The organism is Leeuwenhoekiella sp. NPDC079379, assembly GCF_044542075.1.
Lineage (GTDB): Bacteria > Bacteroidota > Bacteroidia > Flavobacteriales > Flavobacteriaceae > Leeuwenhoekiella.
On record NZ_JBITTU010000002.1, the window covers coordinates 447,238 to 465,599 of the forward strand.

Annotated in this window: 9 protein-coding genes; 4 read left to right on the plus strand and 5 right to left on the minus strand. The window is 37.0% G+C overall.

What is annotated here, in order from left to right; all coding sequences use genetic code 11:
- Window positions 1–163: 163 nt before the first annotated feature.
- The 4 genes from tilS to ACIGAM_RS05340 are packed head-to-tail and all read left to right on the plus strand — an operon-like array spanning window position 164 to window position 7,199.
- The gene (gene tilS, locus ACIGAM_RS05325) at window positions 164–1,477 is read left to right on the plus strand and encodes a tRNA lysidine(34) synthetase TilS (protein WP_396510553.1); all 1,314 of its coding nucleotides are present in this window, start codon (window positions 164–166) and stop codon (window positions 1,475–1,477) included.
- Window positions 1,470–3,470, plus strand: coding sequence for a cytochrome c biogenesis protein CcdA (locus ACIGAM_RS05330; RefSeq protein WP_396510421.1), 2,001 nt, complete (start codon window positions 1,470–1,472; stop codon window positions 3,468–3,470). The genes tilS and ACIGAM_RS05330 overlap by 8 nt, the downstream gene beginning before the upstream one ends.
- Window positions 3,471–3,525: 55 nt before the next feature.
- Entirely contained in the window at window positions 3,526–5,370 is a 1,845-nt protein-coding gene (locus ACIGAM_RS05335; RefSeq protein WP_396510422.1) for a CocE/NonD family hydrolase, read from the plus strand.
- Window positions 5,371–5,375: 5 nt separating this feature from the next.
- The gene (locus ACIGAM_RS05340) at window positions 5,376–7,199 is read left to right on the plus strand and encodes a DUF885 domain-containing protein (protein WP_396510423.1); all 1,824 of its coding nucleotides are present in this window, start codon (window positions 5,376–5,378) and stop codon (window positions 7,197–7,199) included.
- A 1,118-nt stretch (window positions 7,200–8,317) separates the two neighbouring features.
- Here ACIGAM_RS05340 and ACIGAM_RS05345 read toward each other — a convergent pair.
- The 5 genes from ACIGAM_RS05345 to ACIGAM_RS05365 all read right to left on the minus strand — a co-directional run bounded on the left by ACIGAM_RS05345 (window position 8,318) and on the right by ACIGAM_RS05365 (window position 18,246).
- Window positions 8,318–11,104 (minus strand): alpha-amylase family glycosyl hydrolase, encoded by a 2,787-nt coding sequence (locus tag ACIGAM_RS05345; protein WP_396510424.1) that lies wholly within the window; start codon window positions 11,102–11,104, stop codon window positions 8,318–8,320.
- A 64-nt stretch (window positions 11,105–11,168) separates the two neighbouring features.
- Window positions 11,169–12,617: a SusE domain-containing protein gene (locus ACIGAM_RS05350; RefSeq protein WP_396510425.1), complete on the minus strand. Its 1,449-nt coding sequence runs from the start codon at window positions 12,615–12,617 to the stop codon at window positions 11,169–11,171.
- 5 nt (window positions 12,618–12,622) lie between these two features.
- Entirely contained in the window at window positions 12,623–13,693 is a 1,071-nt protein-coding gene (locus tag ACIGAM_RS05355; RefSeq protein WP_396510426.1) for a SusE domain-containing protein, read from the minus strand.
- Between the two features lie 19 nt (window positions 13,694–13,712).
- On the minus strand, window positions 13,713–15,317 hold the full coding sequence (locus ACIGAM_RS05360) for a RagB/SusD family nutrient uptake outer membrane protein (protein ID WP_396510427.1): 1,605 nt from the start codon (window positions 15,315–15,317) through the stop codon (window positions 13,713–13,715).
- Between the two features lie 10 nt (window positions 15,318–15,327).
- Window positions 15,328–18,246: a SusC/RagA family TonB-linked outer membrane protein gene (locus ACIGAM_RS05365; RefSeq protein ID WP_396510428.1), complete on the minus strand. Its 2,919-nt coding sequence runs from the start codon at window positions 18,244–18,246 to the stop codon at window positions 15,328–15,330.
- Between the last annotated feature and the right edge of the window lie 116 nt (window positions 18,247–18,362).

Consider the following 18,362-nt stretch of genomic DNA (forward strand, 5'->3'; position numbering starts at 1 on the left):
AAGTACAATTTATGTTTTGCTTATTTCAAATAGAATGTTAATTCATACCTGTAATTGCTATTCCTTTAGAAACGAATTGATAAGATAATTTTCATCAAGAAAGAACCAGACATCTCAAAAGAATTAAAAGCTGCTGCACGCTAAAATTGTATATTTGGCTACTATGTTTCACGCCTTTTTAAAGCACATTACTGCCCAATTTCCGTTTTTAAGAGCGCATCCTGTTTTACTTGCAGTAAGCGGCGGGATTGACAGCGTCGTATTAGCACATTTATTAAAACGAGCAGACTTAGATTTTGAAATCGCACATTGTAATTTTTCGCTTCGCGGAAGTGAAAGCGATACAGATGCAGTCTTCGTGAGTGATTTGGCTCAAAAGCTTGAGGTAAAAATACACGTTCAGAAGTTCAATACTAAAGCTTTTGCAACAGCGCACAAAGTATCTACACAAATGGCGGCCCGTGAGTTGCGTTACGCCTGGTTTAGTGAATTGTGTAATCAATTTAATTTAACGTATACCCTTACGGCGCATCATGCTCAGGATGATCTTGAGACGTTTTTAATAAATATAAAACGCGCTAGTGGCATTGAAGGATTAATAGGAATGACCGAAGCGGGCGAACATATTTTACGACCTTTATTACCATTTAGCCGCGAGGAAATTTTGGCTTACGCAAAAGAAAATAATATACTATGGCGCGAAGATAGTAGTAATGAGACCGATAATTACTTACGTAATCATTTTAGGCACCATGCAATACCGGCTTTATCTCAAGCAGCACCAGATTTTTTAATTCAGTTTAAAAAAACACAAAAACACTTACAGGAAGCTGCATACTTATTAGAAGATTACACGGCGTTTCTATTCTCTAAAATTGTTACAGAGTCGTTTAAGGGGTATAATTTAAGTTTACAAGAATTGCGTAAAGTACCTAATACTAAAGCAGTTTTATACCAGCTCCTCAAAGATTTTGGGTTTACCGCCTGGGATGATATTTATGATTTGTTAGAAGCACAGCCCGGTAAACAAGTACTTTCAGAAAATTATAGATTAATTAAAGATCGTGATGTTTTAATGCTAAGTGAACACAAAGCAGATTTAAAAGATACCTATAGTATTAAAGCACTAGACTCTGAAATTAAATTACCCGGTTTAAAATTGCTGAAAGAATCTATTTCTAGTTTAGGTAGTATAAAAAAGAACGAAGCCGTTTTTGATAATGCCAACTTAAAATACCCACTTTACATGCGCAAATGGGAAGAAGGTGATTTCTTTTATCCGTATGGTATGCGCGGTAAAAAGAAATTGAGTAAATATTTTAAAGATTTAAAATACTCAATACTAGATAAAGAAGCCGCCTGGGTATTGTGTTCGGGTAGCGATATAATTTGGATTGTAGGTGAGCGCACAGACAATCGGTATAAAATAAATTCGCAGGCGACTAAGCTTGTTAAAATTACAGCAGTGTATGATTAAATATGGTTTTCTTCTTGTACTTTTTCTATTTACAGTTACAGGAAATGCTCAGGTATTCGGGCAATCAGATACAACTTTAGATCCGGTGCAATGGCAAGCCGAAGTACAAAATTTAGATAATGACACGTACGCCTTAACTCTAAATGCTGCTATAGATGAAGAGTGGCACATATATTCTCAGTTTACAGATCCTAACGGATCGTTACCTCTAGAACTTGAATTTTTAAATGCAAGCGAAGATTTTACTTTTGAAGGCCCTACTGTAGAAAGTGAGACGCACACAGAGTATAGCGATGTTTTTGAAGTAGATGAAACGTTTTTTAAGGATAAAGCAACGTTAACCCAGAAGATAAAAGCCACAAAAAAAGGTTTAAGTATTGTCAAGTTAATACTCAAATATCAAGTATGTAAAGAGGTGTGTATTAATGAAGAGAAGTATATCATTTTCGATATAGAAGCAGGTAAAGCTTCTGTAATTGCAGACTTTAATGCTTTTAAAGATTTTAATACATCTGAGAAAAGCGTAGAAAAAGTAACTCCTATTAATAAAAAAATTAAGGCTGAAGAAAAACAAGATTTATGGACGATTTTCTTCCTTGCTTTTGCATCGGGATTTCTGGCGCTGTTAACGCCCTGCGTTTTCCCAATGATTCCTATGACGGTAAGTTTTTTTACTAAACAGAGTAAAAATGTTGTTACGGGTCGTCGCAATGCCATTCTGTACGGTTTGTTTATCGTGATAATTTATGTCTTACTAGGCACACTGGTAACTGCAATTTTTGGTGCAGATGCGTTAAATGCACTATCAACAAATGTCTGGTTTAATATTATTTTCTTCCTTTTACTAGTTGTTTTTGCTATTTCATTTTTTGGTGCTTTTGAAATTATGTTACCCAATTCCTGGGCTAATGCTGTAGATCGCAAAGCAGATAAAGGTGGCGTGTTTGGTATCTTTTTTATGGCATTAGCACTGGCTATAGTCTCCTTTAGCTGTACCGGTCCTATTGTAGGTACGTTACTGGTACAGGCTGCTTCAGAGGGTGGTCTCGCACCCATACTAGGAATGTTAGGATTCTCTCTGGCAATTGCAATACCATTTGCATTATTTGCCTTATTTCCCGGTTTAATGAACTCGTTACCTAAATCTGGTGGTTGGTTAAATTCGGTTAAAGTTATTTTAGGCTTTTTAGAATTGGCATTAGCGTTTAAATTTCTCTCCAATGCAGATTTGGTTTTACAAGCTCATCTTTTAGAACGCGAAGTATTTCTGGCAATCTGGATTGCTATTTTCTTAGCGATGAGTTTTTACTTATTCGGCAAAATAAGATTGGCTCACGATACACCTATAGATCATATTTCTTCTGGTAGAATGGTATTGGGACTAGTTGTATTATCATTTACAGTCTATTTAATTCCTGGTTTGTGGGGTGCGCCTCTTAAATTAATTAGTGGTTTCCCACCACCTATGAATTATAGCGAGTCTCCCTATGGAGTAGGCTATATGAAAGGAGTTACAAATACTTCAATATCAGAAATGCCTAAAGAAGCTGAGTTAGGACCGTATCAACTCATAACATTTACAGACTATGATGCAGGTATGGCTTTCGCTAAAGCGGAAAACAAACCTGTATTATTAGATTTTACGGGTAAAGCTTGTGTGAATTGCCGTAAGATGGAGGAGCGCGTTTGGGGTGAACCTCAGATTTTAAATAAGCTTCAAAATGATGTTGTGATCATCTCTTTATATGTAGATTTAAGAGAAAAATTACCCGAAGCATCGCAGTATGTAAGCGAAACCACCGGTAAACGTATACAAACGGTTGGAGACAAATGGAGTGATTTTCAGATTGAAAAATACCAGATAAACGCTCAGCCATATTACGTTTTACTTACACCAGAGGGTAACAAATTAAATACTCCTGTAGGGTACACGCCAGAGGTTGACGAATTTGAAGCCTGGCTTGAAGAAGGTATAACGACCTTCAATAAATAAACTTTATTAAATTTAAAGACTTTAATATACGCCTTAACACTAATCTAAATTCTAAATGAAAAACTTTAAAATAGCCTTAGTTGGTTTGTTCTTGTTGCTGGTTTCCGGCTTACAGGCACAAACAGAAGAATACGTAAAAGAGCATTACGATAAAAAGGAAGTCAAAATTAAAATGCGTGATGGTATTTTATTGCATACCACAATTTATTCTCCTAAAGACAAGACGCAAAAATATCCTATGTTAATGATGCGCACGCCATATAGCTGCGCTCCTTACGGCGAAGAAAATTTTAAAGGTAGAATAGGGCCTAACCAGTACCTGGTTGAAGAAGGCAATATTTTTGTACATCAGGATGTACGTGGTCGCTGGAATAGTGAAGGCGTTTATGATAATATGCGGGCTTACATTCCCAATAAAAAGAAAAAACAAGTAGATGAGGCCAGTGATACCTATGATACTATAGACTGGCTTATAAAAAATGTGGCTAATAATAACGGTAATGTAGGAACATGGGGAATCTCGTATCCGGGTTATTATGCAACTTATTCGTTACTTAGTGAACATCCTGCGTTAAAAGCCGTTTCTCCTCAAGCTTGTATTTCAGATTTTTTCTTTGATGATTTTCATCATAATGGTGCGTTTCTAGAAAGTTACTGGAGAGCTATTTCGTTATTTGGTTATATGAAAACAGAGCCCACAACTGAGGCGTGGTATAAATTTCCTGAATTACCATCAGAAGATCAATATCAGTTTTTCTTAGACCAGGGGCCTTTAACAAATCTAGACACATTTTACAAAAAAGACAATGTGTTCTGGGAGCAATTTAAAGAGCACCCTAACTATGACGAGTTTTGGAAAAGCCGCGGTATTCTTCAGCATTTAAAAAATATTAAACCAGCGGTTATGGTCGTAGGTGGTCTTTTTGACGCCGAAGATTTATACGGTCCGTTTAATACGTATAAGGAGATAGAGCAAAATAGCGACAACTACAATATTATGGTTTTTGGTCCCTGGAGTCACGGTGATTGGGCCCGTCAAACAGAACGTCAGGCAATTGGGAATGTTTATTTTGGAGATAATTTATCACGTGATTTTCAAAAGAATTACGAGACGGTGTTTTTCAATCATTTCTTAAAAAATAACGGTAAAGGAGAACTTAATCTTCCCGAAGCTTCAATGTATGATAGTGGTGCCCGTGAATGGGATTCTTACACAAGCTGGCCGGCAAAAGAAGCGCAGAAAAAGAGTTTTTACTTAGGCGCAAATCAAAAGCTAACTGAAGTTGCAGCACCAGAATTTGAAAATACTTTTATTAGTGATCCTCAAAAGCCGGTACCGTATTCTGAAGACATTAAAATGGTGTTTACCCCTCGTAAATATATGACAGACGATCAGCGTTTTGCTGCGAGAAGACCAGACGTATTAGTTTATGAAACAGCTGTTTTGACCGAAGATATGACCTTAAGCGGGGAAATTCTGGCTAAGCTACAAGTAGCGACTACAGGTACTGCTGCAGACTGGGTTGTTAAGGTGATAGATGTCTACCCTCCAGATGCAGAAGATTATCCAGAAACACAGGCCTATCTCAAAATGGGCAATTACCACATGATGGTGCGTAGTGAGGTAATGCGTGGTCGTTTTCGCGACAGCTTTAGTGATCCTAAACCTTTTGAAGCTAATACAAAAACTGGAGTAGATCTTACCCTACAAGACATAAACCACACATTTTTAAAAGGGCACAAACTTCAGATTCAAATTCAAAGTACCTGGTTTCCATTTATAGATCGCAACCCGCAAACGTATGTGCCTAATATCTATATGGCAAAAGCAGAAGATTTTACAAAAGAGACACATACAGTTTATGGGGATTCAGAGATTCAATTCACAGTTATAAAATAAGACATATGAAGATTAAAATCAGTCTGATACTTTTCAGCATTTTTATAGCTACAAGTTCGTGTAAAACCGAAACTAATAAATCTTTAAGCGAGGCTCAGATCGCTGAAGCTAGTGCAGCGTTAAATACCTGGTTTGAAAATCAGTTTGAAGCAGATGTGGCAATGTCACCACAATGGCAAACAGATTTAGGCTATAAAACTAATTATGGTAAATGGGATGATATTTCTTCAGACCAGATGCTCGTTAACTACAACAATGCAAAAGAGCGATTAAACTATTTAGAGCAGGAGGTAAATGTGGCAGCTTTAGACTCTGTAACTGCAATAAGTTACACGCTTTATAAGTTGAATATGAAAAACGAAATTGAAGATTATGAATATCGTTTTTACAATTACCCGGTTAATCAAATGTATGGCTTGCACTCAAGTGTTCCTGCATTTTTAATTAATAAGCATCGTATAGACAGCGTTACAGATGCCGAAGCATACATTGCGCGAATACGTGGCGTAAAACCGCTATTTACAGAGTTGAGAAATCAGTTAGGAATAAGAGAGAGCAACCAGATTATAGCTCCAAAATTTGTCTTAGATCGTGTTTTAGATGACAGTAGAAATATTTTGAAAGGAAGTCCTTTTGACGACTCTCAAGAACAAATGCCAATTTTAGCAGATTTTGAGTCGAAGCTTAATAAACTGAAATTAGATACAGCAGTACAAGAAAAATTATTGGTAGATGCTACAAAAGCCCTTGTAGATAGTTTACAACCTGCATACAATGAATTGATAAGTTTTGTTGAAAACCAAAAAATACGAGCTACAACAGACGATGGGGTGTGGAAATTTCCCAGAGGTGATGCTTTTTATGCTATTGCTTTAAATAGAGCGACCACAACTTCGATGACGGCAGAAGAGATTCACAAATTAGGCCTTAATGAGGTTGAACGTATTCACGGTGAGATGAAGGAGATTATGAAACAAGTAAAATTTGAAGGCAGTCTGCAAGACTTCTTTGAGTTTATGCGTGTTGATAAACAATTTTATTACGAGGATTCTAGTGAGGGACGTGCTGCATATATGAAAGAAGCTAAAGCTATTATAGACGATATGCGTGGTCATCTTGACGAACTATTTATAACCAAGCCAAAAGCTGAAGTTGTTGTTAAACAGGTGGAAGCTTTTAGAGAAAAAAGTGCTGGGAAAGCATTTTATAATTCTCCTGCTCCAGACGGTTCAAGACCCGGTATTTATTATGCAAACCTGTATGATATAAAAGCAATGCCAAAATATCAAATGCAAGCACTAGCGTATCACGAGGGAATACCCGGTCATCATATGCAACTTGCGATAGCTCAGGAATTAGAAGGTTTACCTAAGTTTAGAAAATTTGGTGGTTACACACCTTATATTGAGGGTTGGGGCTTGTATTGCGAGTACGTACCTAAAGAAATGGGAATGTACAAAGATCCATATTCTGACTTCGGAAGATTAGCAATGGAGCTTTGGCGTGCGTGTAGACTGGTTGTTGATACTGGTATTCATGATAAAAAATGGACACGTGAAGAGGGTATTGCTTATTACAAAGAAAACACACCAAATGCAGAAAGTGATTGCATTAAAATGGTAGAACGTCATATTGTAATGCCGGGTCAGGCTACGGCTTATAAAGTAGGTATGAATAAAATACTAGAACTACGCGCCAAAGCAGAAACTGAATTAGGCGATACATTTAATATTAGAGCATTTCACGAAGTTGTTTTAGGGCAGGGTGCTTTACCACTTTCAGTTTTAGAAGAACAGGTGATAAACTATATCGCAACTCAGAAGCAATAAGTAATTTTTTATATAGTATTTAGAAAAGCAGACCATAAAGGTCTGCTTTTCTTGTTTTAAAGATTAGAGGTTGAGAGGAGCAGCTTTTATCTATTAAGTTATTTGTATTTTATTCTTAATAAATAATTCAGTTGGTATTAGCTTTTTTAATAACGGTATTACCGGTATAGAATTAAATGTTGAGAAATTAGTCAATCTGATTTTTACTAATAAAGAGAAGTTTTTGATGAAAGAAAAATTTTAGATTTATTTGGCGGAAACTTTCTGTCCTATCAGGCTTTAATTAGTAATTTTAAGGATTAATAGTCCGCATAAAATTCCAAAAAATCTTGATTTACCTACGCATTCTTTTTATCGTATTACTACTTCTTGAACTGCGGTATCAAAAATTTAAATCAATTAAAGAATTATTTATGTGGCTTTTTATAGTTGGGATTTTTAGCTGGCTTGGCTATATTATATTTCTACTATTCAGAAAGCGTGTCTTAGTGCGAAGAGATCGTTTTAATCTTGACTTTAAACAACCCAATAAAAATTCTCTTGACTAGGGAAGTTGCTATTCAAAAACGCGTATTATGCGTTTGAAAGATAGGTTGTATTAGTTGTATTATAGGAAATATATGTCAAATCTTTAAAGCCTAAAAAGCTTTTACAAAGCTCTTTAAAAAAGAAAAACACCTTGCTTTCGCAAAGTGCCTTTCACCCCTAAATTATTAATGACATCGTAAATTTACAATTTAATTAACAATATTTTAGGTGAAAATTGAAGTAAATCTTAATTAAACCTTCTTTTAATTACAGATTTGTCTAAAAAAGAAAAACACCTTGCTTTCGCAAAGTGCCTTTCACCCCTAAATCATTAATACATTTTAAATTTAATTCCCCTATTAATTAAATAAAAAACGGTATAAATCATTGATTAATACATAGTAAAACTATCCAAAAGGAGACTTTCCTAAAAGGGGAAAAACACCTTTTTTTGATTTAGTCTCAGATTAGTAACCCACTTTGGGTTTTATAATTACAACAATTAATACAAGTATAATTTTTAGTAAATTTTATTATAATTGAATATAAAATATTTGAATTTTCAGCTGTTTTAGAATCATATATTCTAATTACTTAACAATTAATTTCAACGTTTGGGAAGCTGAATCCTTTTTAGCTTTTACAAGATATATGCCTGCATTTAAATCACTAACATCTACTTCTTGATTTTTAGAATTTTCAAAGTTTAGGTTTTTAATTAGTGAACCATCAATCGTGTAAATAGAAATAGAATCTACCTCTTGGGTTAATTTAAAATTTAAAGAAGCAGGATTGGGATATACGGTGAGTTGATTTTTAGTATCAAAAGATTTTATAGACAGATTAGCACTTTTGTTGGCAAAAATCCTAAAATCACCAGGCTCGAGACTTATAGGTGCTGTAGTACTACTTACTTCATAACTTTCGTTATTCATTAAATTATACCAGGTTCCGGTTTCCTGAAAATCTGGTACTATATTTTGTGTTGTAAGTCCAAAATTTGCTATAACAGTTACAAAATTAATTTCACCTTCAGCGGCTGTAGAGCTGGTGAGATGTATTTTTTTAACAAGATTTGTAGCACCGGTCTCAACGGTAAAATTAGAAGTTTCAAAAATGGGAAGTTCTTTTTTTAGCTGAATCATTTGCATCCAACTGTCTCGTAATTCAAGACGCTGTGCAGTATTTAATAAATCCCATCCGTCTGGTTTTGGGCTTAGTTTGCAACTATCATCTCCGGGATTACTGCCGTCTTCACACGTAAAAATACTAGTGTCATAACCCAGTTCTCCAAACTGCCAAATCATTTTAGGCCCCGGAATCGTAAAAAATACGGCTCCGGCTGCTTGCATTCGGTTTAATGCGGTATTCAAATCTTTAGTAGTATATGATCCGCTGGTATTGCCAAAGGCCAGATTCTTATACATTAAGCGTTCTTCATCGTGACTTTCCATATAGGTAACAGCAGCAGGGTTATCAAAACCTTTTTGTTTATAGGATGCCCCGTTAAAGTTTGATTCTGAGCTGTAGCCCATCGTGGTTTGGTTATACGCGTTTGTTTGTTTATTCCAAAGCATAATTCCTTTGCCCTCATTAAAGCGGTAATCTGCCCATTGCTTTTCTTCGGCGATACCGCCTAAATGTTCAAAAATGATCATAAAATCAGGATCTGCTGCCCATTGCATATCTGCATATTCCTTAAGAACTGTTACTCGATCTTGCTGAAAAGCGTTTGAACAAGACTCATCAGCAGCGGTACAGTTTTGTGTGAAGCCTTTAGTTAGATCCCAACGGAAACCATCAATTTTAAATTCATCTATCCAATATTCGGCAGTGTGTTTTACGTAATTCTTAGTAGATGCTTCATTGTGATTAAAATCATTAAAAACGCTATAAGAATGTGTAGCCGTTTGATTAAAAAACGGACTATCTGCACTTGCCTGACCACCGGTGCCCCCGTTGCTGGTATTGTACATGCGGTAGTAGGGATTTTGACCGCTGGCGTGGTTGTAAACTACATCTATAATTACGGCGATTCCTTTTGCGTGTGCTGCATCTACTAAGGCTTTAAAAGCATTACGAGTGCCGTAATATTTATCTAATGCCATATGAAACGCAGGATTATAACCCCAACTTACATTCCCATCAAATTCCTGAACGGGCATTAACTCAATAGTGTTTATTCCTAATTCTTGCAAATAACCCAGACGATCTATTACACTTTGAAAACTATGGGCATCATCAAAATCACGAATAAGAATTTCGTAGATTACTAGATCTTCACGATTAGCCGGCTTAAAATCTGTAATCTGCCAGTTATAATCACTTTCATCTAACTGAACATAAGAAATCGCATTAGAAGTCTTTCCCGAAGGATATGCCGGTATGTTAGAAAAGGTAGCTGATTCTATATATTGATCGTCAAACTCATCTAGAATGAGCGTAGAGTAGGGGTCTGCCACAGTTATCGCATATTCTACTACATATTGATATAGTAAATCTGTTTTAGGAGTATTGGTTAGATCTAATTTAATCCAGTGACGGTCTGTAGCAGCATCATAATTCATTAGATACTTATCGTCAAGTGACCAGTTATTCGCATTAAAATTTCCTATCACATGAATAAAATCTTTATTAGGCGCAAAGAATACCAAAGTAGCTTCATTAGGCTTTGATTTGTCGTAGTTAAAACCATCTTTCATACCCGTAGGTACTGCTGCAGCTACAGGAGTAGGTTTTACTAAGGTTTTAAAACTACGTACAACCAGATTAGATGTCCCGATTTGTAAAGCTTCTAAGCGATAGACGGTATTTAGATTAGGAGTGGTAGTGAATGAGTAAGATGTCTTATTACTTTGAGTATCTAACAGATTTTCATTTGCATACAGCTTGAAGTCTGCATTTAAACTGGCAGTAGCAGCAATCTCAAATATAGAGCCGCCGGTTATACTGGTGCTTGTGGCACTAGGAGCCGTTAGGTTAAGATTAAATGCTCCTACATTTTTAATTTGATCACTACTTTGTTGAGTTCCATTTTTATTTTTTATTAGTAATCCGATACGGCTTATACCGGTATTGTCGTAAAATTCGGTAGGTTTTAAGGTGTAAGAATACGTACCGTTGCCATTATCAGTAAAGCGGGCACTCTCAGGAGAATTGCTAAAATCTGTACCTATAGCTTCAGGATTGTTTATTTGAGTTTCGGTAGAATCATAATGCCAGGACCATAGATAAACACCCGTTGTCCAAGGTACATTAGATGCGGTAATTGTTATTGTTTCCGCTTCAGCAAAAGGATCTGGAGTAATGGTAATAGTTTGCGCTATAAATCTTATAGGCAAAACGAGGAGGAAAATTAGAAGTAGTTTTGTTTTCATTCTCAGATTTTAAAGATTAAAAAAGGCCGTGCGAGCACGGCCTTAGAGGTAATAAGATGTTGTTTTATTCGTTTGGAATAAGAATATACCCAGCGGTTAAATCATTAAACCAAATATCATAAGTTCCTGCTGAAACCGGGATATTAGATGATGAATCCCGAACTCCAAAACCGCTTATCGCAGTAGGTGCTCCCCAGTTAATTCCCCAGGTGTCATTTGCTCTAAATTTTAATTCGCCATCAAACAAGGTTACATTATTTGCATACCAGATATGCGGGTCAAAAGTAGATTGCGTAAGGTTTGCATCGGGCTCATTCCAGCCGTCACCATTACCGGTACGTGAAGACCCAATGTATCCTATAGTCGTGTAGCTTGGGGCAGCGCTCGCATCATATGGAGTGATGCTGAAAGCACCAGTTTTTGTATTTACATCAAGTTTGTAATAACCTGTAGTGGCTACGCTTAGTACACCCGGCTCCTGACCCAGTATTTCGTTGCTTACAAAAACATTATTTGTAACTCCCCATTGTGGTTGCCATTGACCTCGTTTTTCTAACAATTTAAAAGCGAAATCGCCTCCTCCTAAAAATTTAGCAGTGTACGAGTACACATTCTTGTTATTAGGATCTCGAATGATAGGAGCATTATTGTTGTTATTATTCCAGTCTGAAGCTGTTGCACTACCCACTAAAAATAAATTAGTTACGGCAGTACTATAGGTGGTAACGTTAAATGCAATCGGTGTAGAAAGACGTTCATTTACGCCGGTATCACTGGTAATAGTTGCTAGAATACGTGTCTCGAGAGCATAAGAAACTTCTTCTTCTGCGCCTAATGTTAATGCTAATGCATTAAGTTGTGAGTTTGATATTGTGTATTCATTTAAGTCTGTTACCTGTGCTACAGTTTGAAACGTTTCAAAATTACTTCCTGCTACAGCTAATTGTAAATTGTAAACAACAGATACAGCAGTACCCTCCGTAGAAAAATCGGTCCACATCATTTCAAGTGCAGCTGCATCAGGATTTTCACCATCTAAAACAACACTAGAATCCGCAGCCGGATTTACAATTACGGGAGCATCTACAGCATAAGGCATAACATTATAGCTCAGTGCAGAAGTAGCTTGAGCACCGTTAATAATACGCACGTAAATAGGAAACATTTTGTACGGTTCTGCACCGGCATTTAATAGCAGTTGGTTTAAAGCACTTACCGAAATTGTAAAATTAGTGTCATCACTTGTTCCCAGAGCTATTTCATTAGTAAACTCTTCATCAGTTGTCATAACAACTTCATAGGTTGATGCTGCATCTAACTCATCTTTCCAGCTAATGGTAAACGCAGCGTTTTCAGGAAACGAAGCGTTTAAAACCAGATTTGAAAAATTAGTACCATTTACATCAAAAGATGTTTGTGGTTCTTCTAGTATTAGATCTTCAGTATTATCGCAAGCTGTTAGGGTAGCTAAAGCGAAAAGACTAAAAATTGAATATTTTAATAGTGTGTTCATACTTTTTATTTAGAAAAGTTAAGAGGAATCATCGCGTAATCACCGGTGATATCGTTAAACCAGATTTCGTAATCATCTTTTACGGGTATCGGAATGTTTCCGCCATCGACAGTAGCTACACCCGAAAATTCTGTAGTGCTTCCGTAGGTTGTGCTTCCATTAGCTAAAAAAGAAATAGAACCCGCTTGTAACTGTGTAGAGCGCACATACCAGATATGTGGGTCAAACGCCAGTGGGGTAAGAGCAACCATATTACCATTTTCTGCTGAAACAGAAACGGAAGTAAAAGCATCCCCAACCGCAGTAACATCTTCAAATGAAAATGCACCCGTAGCAAAATTTACTGTAAATTTTCGGTAGCCGGCAGTTGCAGAAGTAATTACCGGAGGATCAGGGTCATCATCTGTAGCTCTTAAAACTAACGAACCACCGTCCTGACCGTATTGTGGAGCCCAGGCGCCACGGTTGATTAAAATTTTAAAATCATCTGCAAGAAATCTACCGGTATAGGTATATTCATTTTCATTAAATGCATTTCTAAATAAAAGCGGATTGTTGTTATCATTGTTCCAATCTGCAGCAGTTGCAGCTCCTACCAAATAGTAATCGTCGTATGGGTAAGAAAAATACGGATTAATGCTAATCTCAATAGGTTCTGAATAACTCACATTTGATGTTTGCGTGCCTATTGAAGACTTGATGCGTACATACGCCTGTTGCCACTCAAAAGGTACAAACCCTAATGCATTTGCTGTATTGTTTAATGCACTTACAGACAGAGTTGCTTCCGTATTTGAGGTTGTAGATGCCGTTACAGGGTTATTAAACGAATCTTCTGTAGCAAACTCAACAACATACGTTACTAGGGTAGGTAAACCATAACTCGCTTTGTTCCAGCTTATAGTTACAGCTGGATTTCCCGGGTTTGTTTGATCTAAAGCAACCCGGTTAATATCTAGTTGAGCAAGTAGCGGAGCATCTTCTACCGCTACGGTTAGTTTCTCATCATCTTCACTGCAAGCGGCTGCTATAACCACTGCAATTAAGAATGCAAACTGTTTAATTTTTGATATCATAGTTTTCGATTTTTAAATTCTAGTAACCTGCGTTTTGAGACAGGTTAGCATTTGATGATAAACTTTGATTAGGTATAGGGAATAACGTTCTAAACTCAGGGATAGAAGTACCTGCTTGAGGGCCGCCCTTATAAGACCATAAATAGTCACTACCACTATACACTCCAAAACGTATAAGGTCCTGTCTTCTATGACTTTCCCAATACAATTCTCTAGAACGCTCATCTAGTAAAAAGTCTAATGTAAGCTGTGCCTGCGTGATATTTCCCGAAGTATTGCCAAAAGCACGCTCTCTTAAATCGTTAACATATTCCAGAGCCAGAGCAGTAGAGCCACCACCACCACGTAGGGTCGCTTCAGCATACATAAGTAAAACATCTGCATATCTAAAAAGTGGATAATCTGTATCTGTAAAAGTACGGTCAGTACCAAAGCCTCCTGTAGAGGTGCGGTTTGAGAATTTAGTTATTAAATAACCTTGTGCCGTGTTGCCTACATTGTCAATTTCCATTGTACGATCTGCTGTAATTAATGTATTACGTGCATCGTTTTGATAAATAGGATTTGCTGTAAAAAGTCTTGAAAAATCTGGTCGTACTCTAAATAAACCACCAAAACCGGTAGCATTAACACCCAGGCTTTCACCGTTATTTTCAGGAACACCTACTTCACCTTGAATAATTATAGTTGTACCGCCAAAGTTTTGCGTATTAGTACCATCATTAGCAACCGGAAATATGATTTCGTTTTGCGCTCCGTTAGTATCGTTATCTGCCATAAAGTTGAACAGATAATTAGATGTTAAACTATAGCCACTGCTTATTAATGTTTCACATACCGCAACACAATCTGCATAACGCGGTGTACCAGTATATACTTCTGCATTTAAATATAGCTTTGCAAGTAACATATTAGCCACACCCTGATCTACACGAGCATATTCATTCTGTCTCGCAGCGATTAGATCGGGTAGGGCAGCAGTAAGTTCAGTTTCAATATAAGTGAATAAATCTGCTCCTACTATTTCAGGAACCTGATCAAATCCTACAGCATCATTTTCTGTTACTGAAGGTGCCTTGCCAAACATATCTAACAAATGGTAGTTTGCTAATGCACGCAATACCCGTGCTTCTGCGCGGTACGTTTGTACGGTAGCAACAAGCTCTGTGCTTTCGCCTCTTCCGCTTAAGGCCTCAGGAGTAGTTTGTCTTAAAAACTCATTAGCCAGTGCAATCTCATAAGATGCACGTGCAAATACTCCCAAAATTAGGGGGTTGTCTGAGCTCCAGCTGTTGCGTTGCATTCCGCGTAATCCCGGGTCATTCTCATACGTCCAGATTACTTCATCTGTAGAAAGGTTTTGAAGATTGAATAACCCACGTATGTATTGACCTGTACCTGCATCAAGACCGGCGATGTTAGAACCTCCCGGATCATTAATACTGGTTAAACTTAAGTTTGCATAAACACCTGCAAGTGCTTGCTTATAAGCTCCTTCGTTTTCAAAAAAGCCGTCTGCTAAAAGCTCATCATCATCTTCTGGAGTAACGTCCAGATCAGATTCGCAGGCAATGAATACTCCGCCCAGGAGTAGCATTAAAGCGAATGTTCTTAATTGTAGCATATTTTTAATATTAAAATCCATAATTCAGTCCGAATAAGAAAGTGCGTCCTCTTGGGAAAATTGTATTGTCCACACCATTATTAGTAATTTCAGGGTCAAGACCCGAGTAGTCAGTAATAACAAATACATTCTGAACACCTGTCCAAAGTCTTAGCGTGCCTTTGCCCAGCTTGTCAGCATCAAAAGTGTAACCTAAGGTAATGTTATCCATACGTAAGAAATCTGCATCTTCCAGATAATAATCAGATAAAATAACATCTGGTGTGTTTACAAAGTTGGTTTCTAAAACCTGTGTAGGTACGTTGTTTAATACTGTTCTAAAAACATTACCGTATTGTGCGTTACCCGAATTTACGTTGTTGTAAATGTCATTTCCAAAACTTGCACGCAGGTTAAAACTGAAATCCCAATCTTTATAATTCATAGTAGATTGAAAACCCATTGTAACATCTGCGCGGCCGTTACCTGCGATGTATTTATCTGCATCGTTAAGAATACCATCACTGTTTACATCTACATACGCACCTTCTATAGGAGCACCTGCAGTATCGTATAACTGTCTGTAAACAAAGAATGAGTTAGGAGCAAAGCCTTCACGTTGTACCTGTATTGTATTACCGGTACCACCAGATATACCTTGAGTTAAAATATCCTGTCCAAAAGCTAGACGGTTTATCTCACGGTCTATGTAAGTTGCATTGTAGTTTACATTCCAGTTAAAATTATCGTTAGAAACGACATTGTAGTCTATCACAAATTCAATACCCTGAGTTGTGAATTTTCCGATATTTTGAAAACCTTGATTTGAGAAGTTTACACCATCTGGCACAGGAGCTGATGAAAGTAAATCATTTGATTCTTTACGGAAGAAATCAAGAGAACCATTAAGTTTTCCGTTGAAAAAACCATAGTCAAGACCTGCGTTATATTCTGTAATTTCTTCCCATTTAATACCTGCATTTCTAAAGAAAGGTTGTCCTATTGTAAAAAACTGATTCCCAAACTGATATTGAGATCTGCTATCTCCTAAGCCATAACGAGATAAGTAGTCATATTGAGATGAGATATCCTGTTGACCGGTAATACCATAACCCAAACGTAATTTTAATAAGCTTAAGGTCTCAGATTCTTTTAAGAAATCTTCATCAGAAATCTGCCAAGCACCAGATACTGCCGGGAAATATCCAAAACGCTCTTCTGGTCCAAAACGAGAAGTACCATCACGACGTATAGAAGCACTCAAGAAATACTTACTCTTGTAATTGAAGTTACCACGTAGAAAGTAAGCCAGTAGCACAACATCTGGACTTATGGTGTTTTCTGGAGGTGCCGCATTAGGGTCGCGCACATTGTTTGTTGTGAAATTTTCGTTCTCAAATATTTGGTACGAGTATCCTCCTGTAATTTCTGTGTTGAAATCTCCAAAAGCTTTGGTATGCACTAAATATGCATCAAATAAACGGTTAGAAGATTTAAAATCAGTATCAGAACGTTGTCCTAATGTTTCTCCTTCTTCAGCATTAGTACCTAATGCGCTGTTACGGTCTATTTCAAAGAAACGATCTGATTGACTCTCGTCTAAACCTAAATTTACTACAGCACGTAAAGGCTCATAAAACGGTAGTCTGTAATCAACTTTAAAGTTTCCGTAGTAACGACGCACACTAGCCACATCTTGTGTTTGCATTAATTGTGCAACCGGGTTACGGGGTACATTTCCTAAAATACGACCGTTAGTACCTGTGTATTCGTAAAACCCGCCATACTGAGAATTGGGATCGTAAATAGGTTGAGTTGGGTTAAACTGTAATGCATTGCCTTCAATACCCGGAGCAAATTGATTGCGCTCAAAGTTTAAGTTCGCATTAAAATCAATTTTTAAATCTCCGTCAAAAAAACGTGGGTTTAAAGAAAGTGAAGTAGTTGTACGCTCAAAAGAAGAAGTTTTACGCAAACCTTCCTGATCTGCATACCCTACAGAAAGACGTGCTGGTAAATTGTCTGCAAGACTCCCACTTACTGATAAGTTGTGCTGCGAAGAAAACGCATCGCGATAAATAGCATCTTGCCAGTCTGTATTTGCATTACCTAATAAACCTACACGGTCTGGGAAGCGCTCAGTAACTAAACTACGGAATTCTGATGCATTAAAAACATCAATCTTATCGGTTAAACGCGATACACTTGCCTGGCTGTCAAAGTTTACTTTTAAGCCTTGTTTACCTTTTTTTGTAGTAATGATAATAACCCCATTTGCACCACGGTTACCATAAATAGCCGCTGCAGAAGCATCTTTTAAAACCGAAAAAGATTCTATATCTGCCGGGTTAATCGAGGAAATGATAGATCGTGTACCGTTTGCAACATTGCTTACCGGCAAACCATCAATTACAATTAACGGATCATTAGAAGCATTTAATGATGCTCCTCCACGTATTCTAATTTCAGAATTAGATCCCGGTGAACCTCCTGTATTTACAGTAAGACCGGCAACTCTACCGTTAAGTAAGTTCTCTGCAGTTACGTTGTTACCCTTATTGAAATCATCTTCACTTATAAGAGCTACAGAACCCGTAAGATCTTTTTTAGTAGTAGTACCATAACCCACTACCACAACAGCATCAAGTTCTGATGCATCTTCAGTAAGCGATACATCTATAGTACCTTGACCTGTAAACGGAATCGTTTGCGTTCTAAAACCCAGATACGAGAAGCTAATCTTAGATCCCTGGTTTACACCAGATAAGGTGAATTTACCATCAAAATCTGTTGTGGTACCATTTGTAGTGCCTTCTACAATGACATTTACACCAGGTACCGGTTGTTGCAGTGTTGCGTCAACTACAGTTCCACTTACTACAGATTGCGCAATCGTTGTAATTGGCAATAATAGTAAGAGAAAAAGTGTTCTTTTAAATAACATTTTCATAAAATTGTTTGAATTGATCTTTAGTTTTTTGAATAGTGTTTGCTTTACTTTTATTATTTAACACGACAAACTTACCTAAAGTAGGATGTTAATATTGTATCACTATATGTTAATAG

Excerpts from the sequence above, each read along its gene's own strand:
- tilS (WP_396510553.1), top strand. The coding sequence starts at position 164 with ATGTTTCACGCCTTTTTAAAGCACATTACTGCCCAATTTCCGTTTTTA.
- ACIGAM_RS05330 (WP_396510421.1), top strand. The coding sequence starts at position 1,470 with ATGATTAAATATGGTTTTCTTCTTGTACTTTTTCTATTTACAGTTACA.
- ACIGAM_RS05335 (WP_396510422.1), top strand. The coding sequence starts at position 3,526 with ATGAAAAACTTTAAAATAGCCTTAGTTGGTTTGTTCTTGTTGCTGGTT.
- ACIGAM_RS05340 (WP_396510423.1), top strand. The coding sequence starts at position 5,376 with ATGAAGATTAAAATCAGTCTGATACTTTTCAGCATTTTTATAGCTACA.
- ACIGAM_RS05345 (WP_396510424.1), bottom strand. The coding sequence starts at position 11,104 with ATGAAAACAAAACTACTTCTAATTTTCCTCCTCGTTTTGCCTATAAGA.
- ACIGAM_RS05350 (WP_396510425.1), bottom strand. The coding sequence starts at position 12,617 with ATGAACACACTATTAAAATATTCAATTTTTAGTCTTTTCGCTTTAGCT.
- ACIGAM_RS05355 (WP_396510426.1), bottom strand. The coding sequence starts at position 13,693 with ATGATATCAAAAATTAAACAGTTTGCATTCTTAATTGCAGTGGTTATA.
- ACIGAM_RS05360 (WP_396510427.1), bottom strand. The coding sequence starts at position 15,317 with ATGCTACAATTAAGAACATTCGCTTTAATGCTACTCCTGGGCGGAGTA.
- ACIGAM_RS05365 (WP_396510428.1), bottom strand. The coding sequence starts at position 18,246 with ATGAAAATGTTATTTAAAAGAACACTTTTTCTCTTACTATTATTGCCA.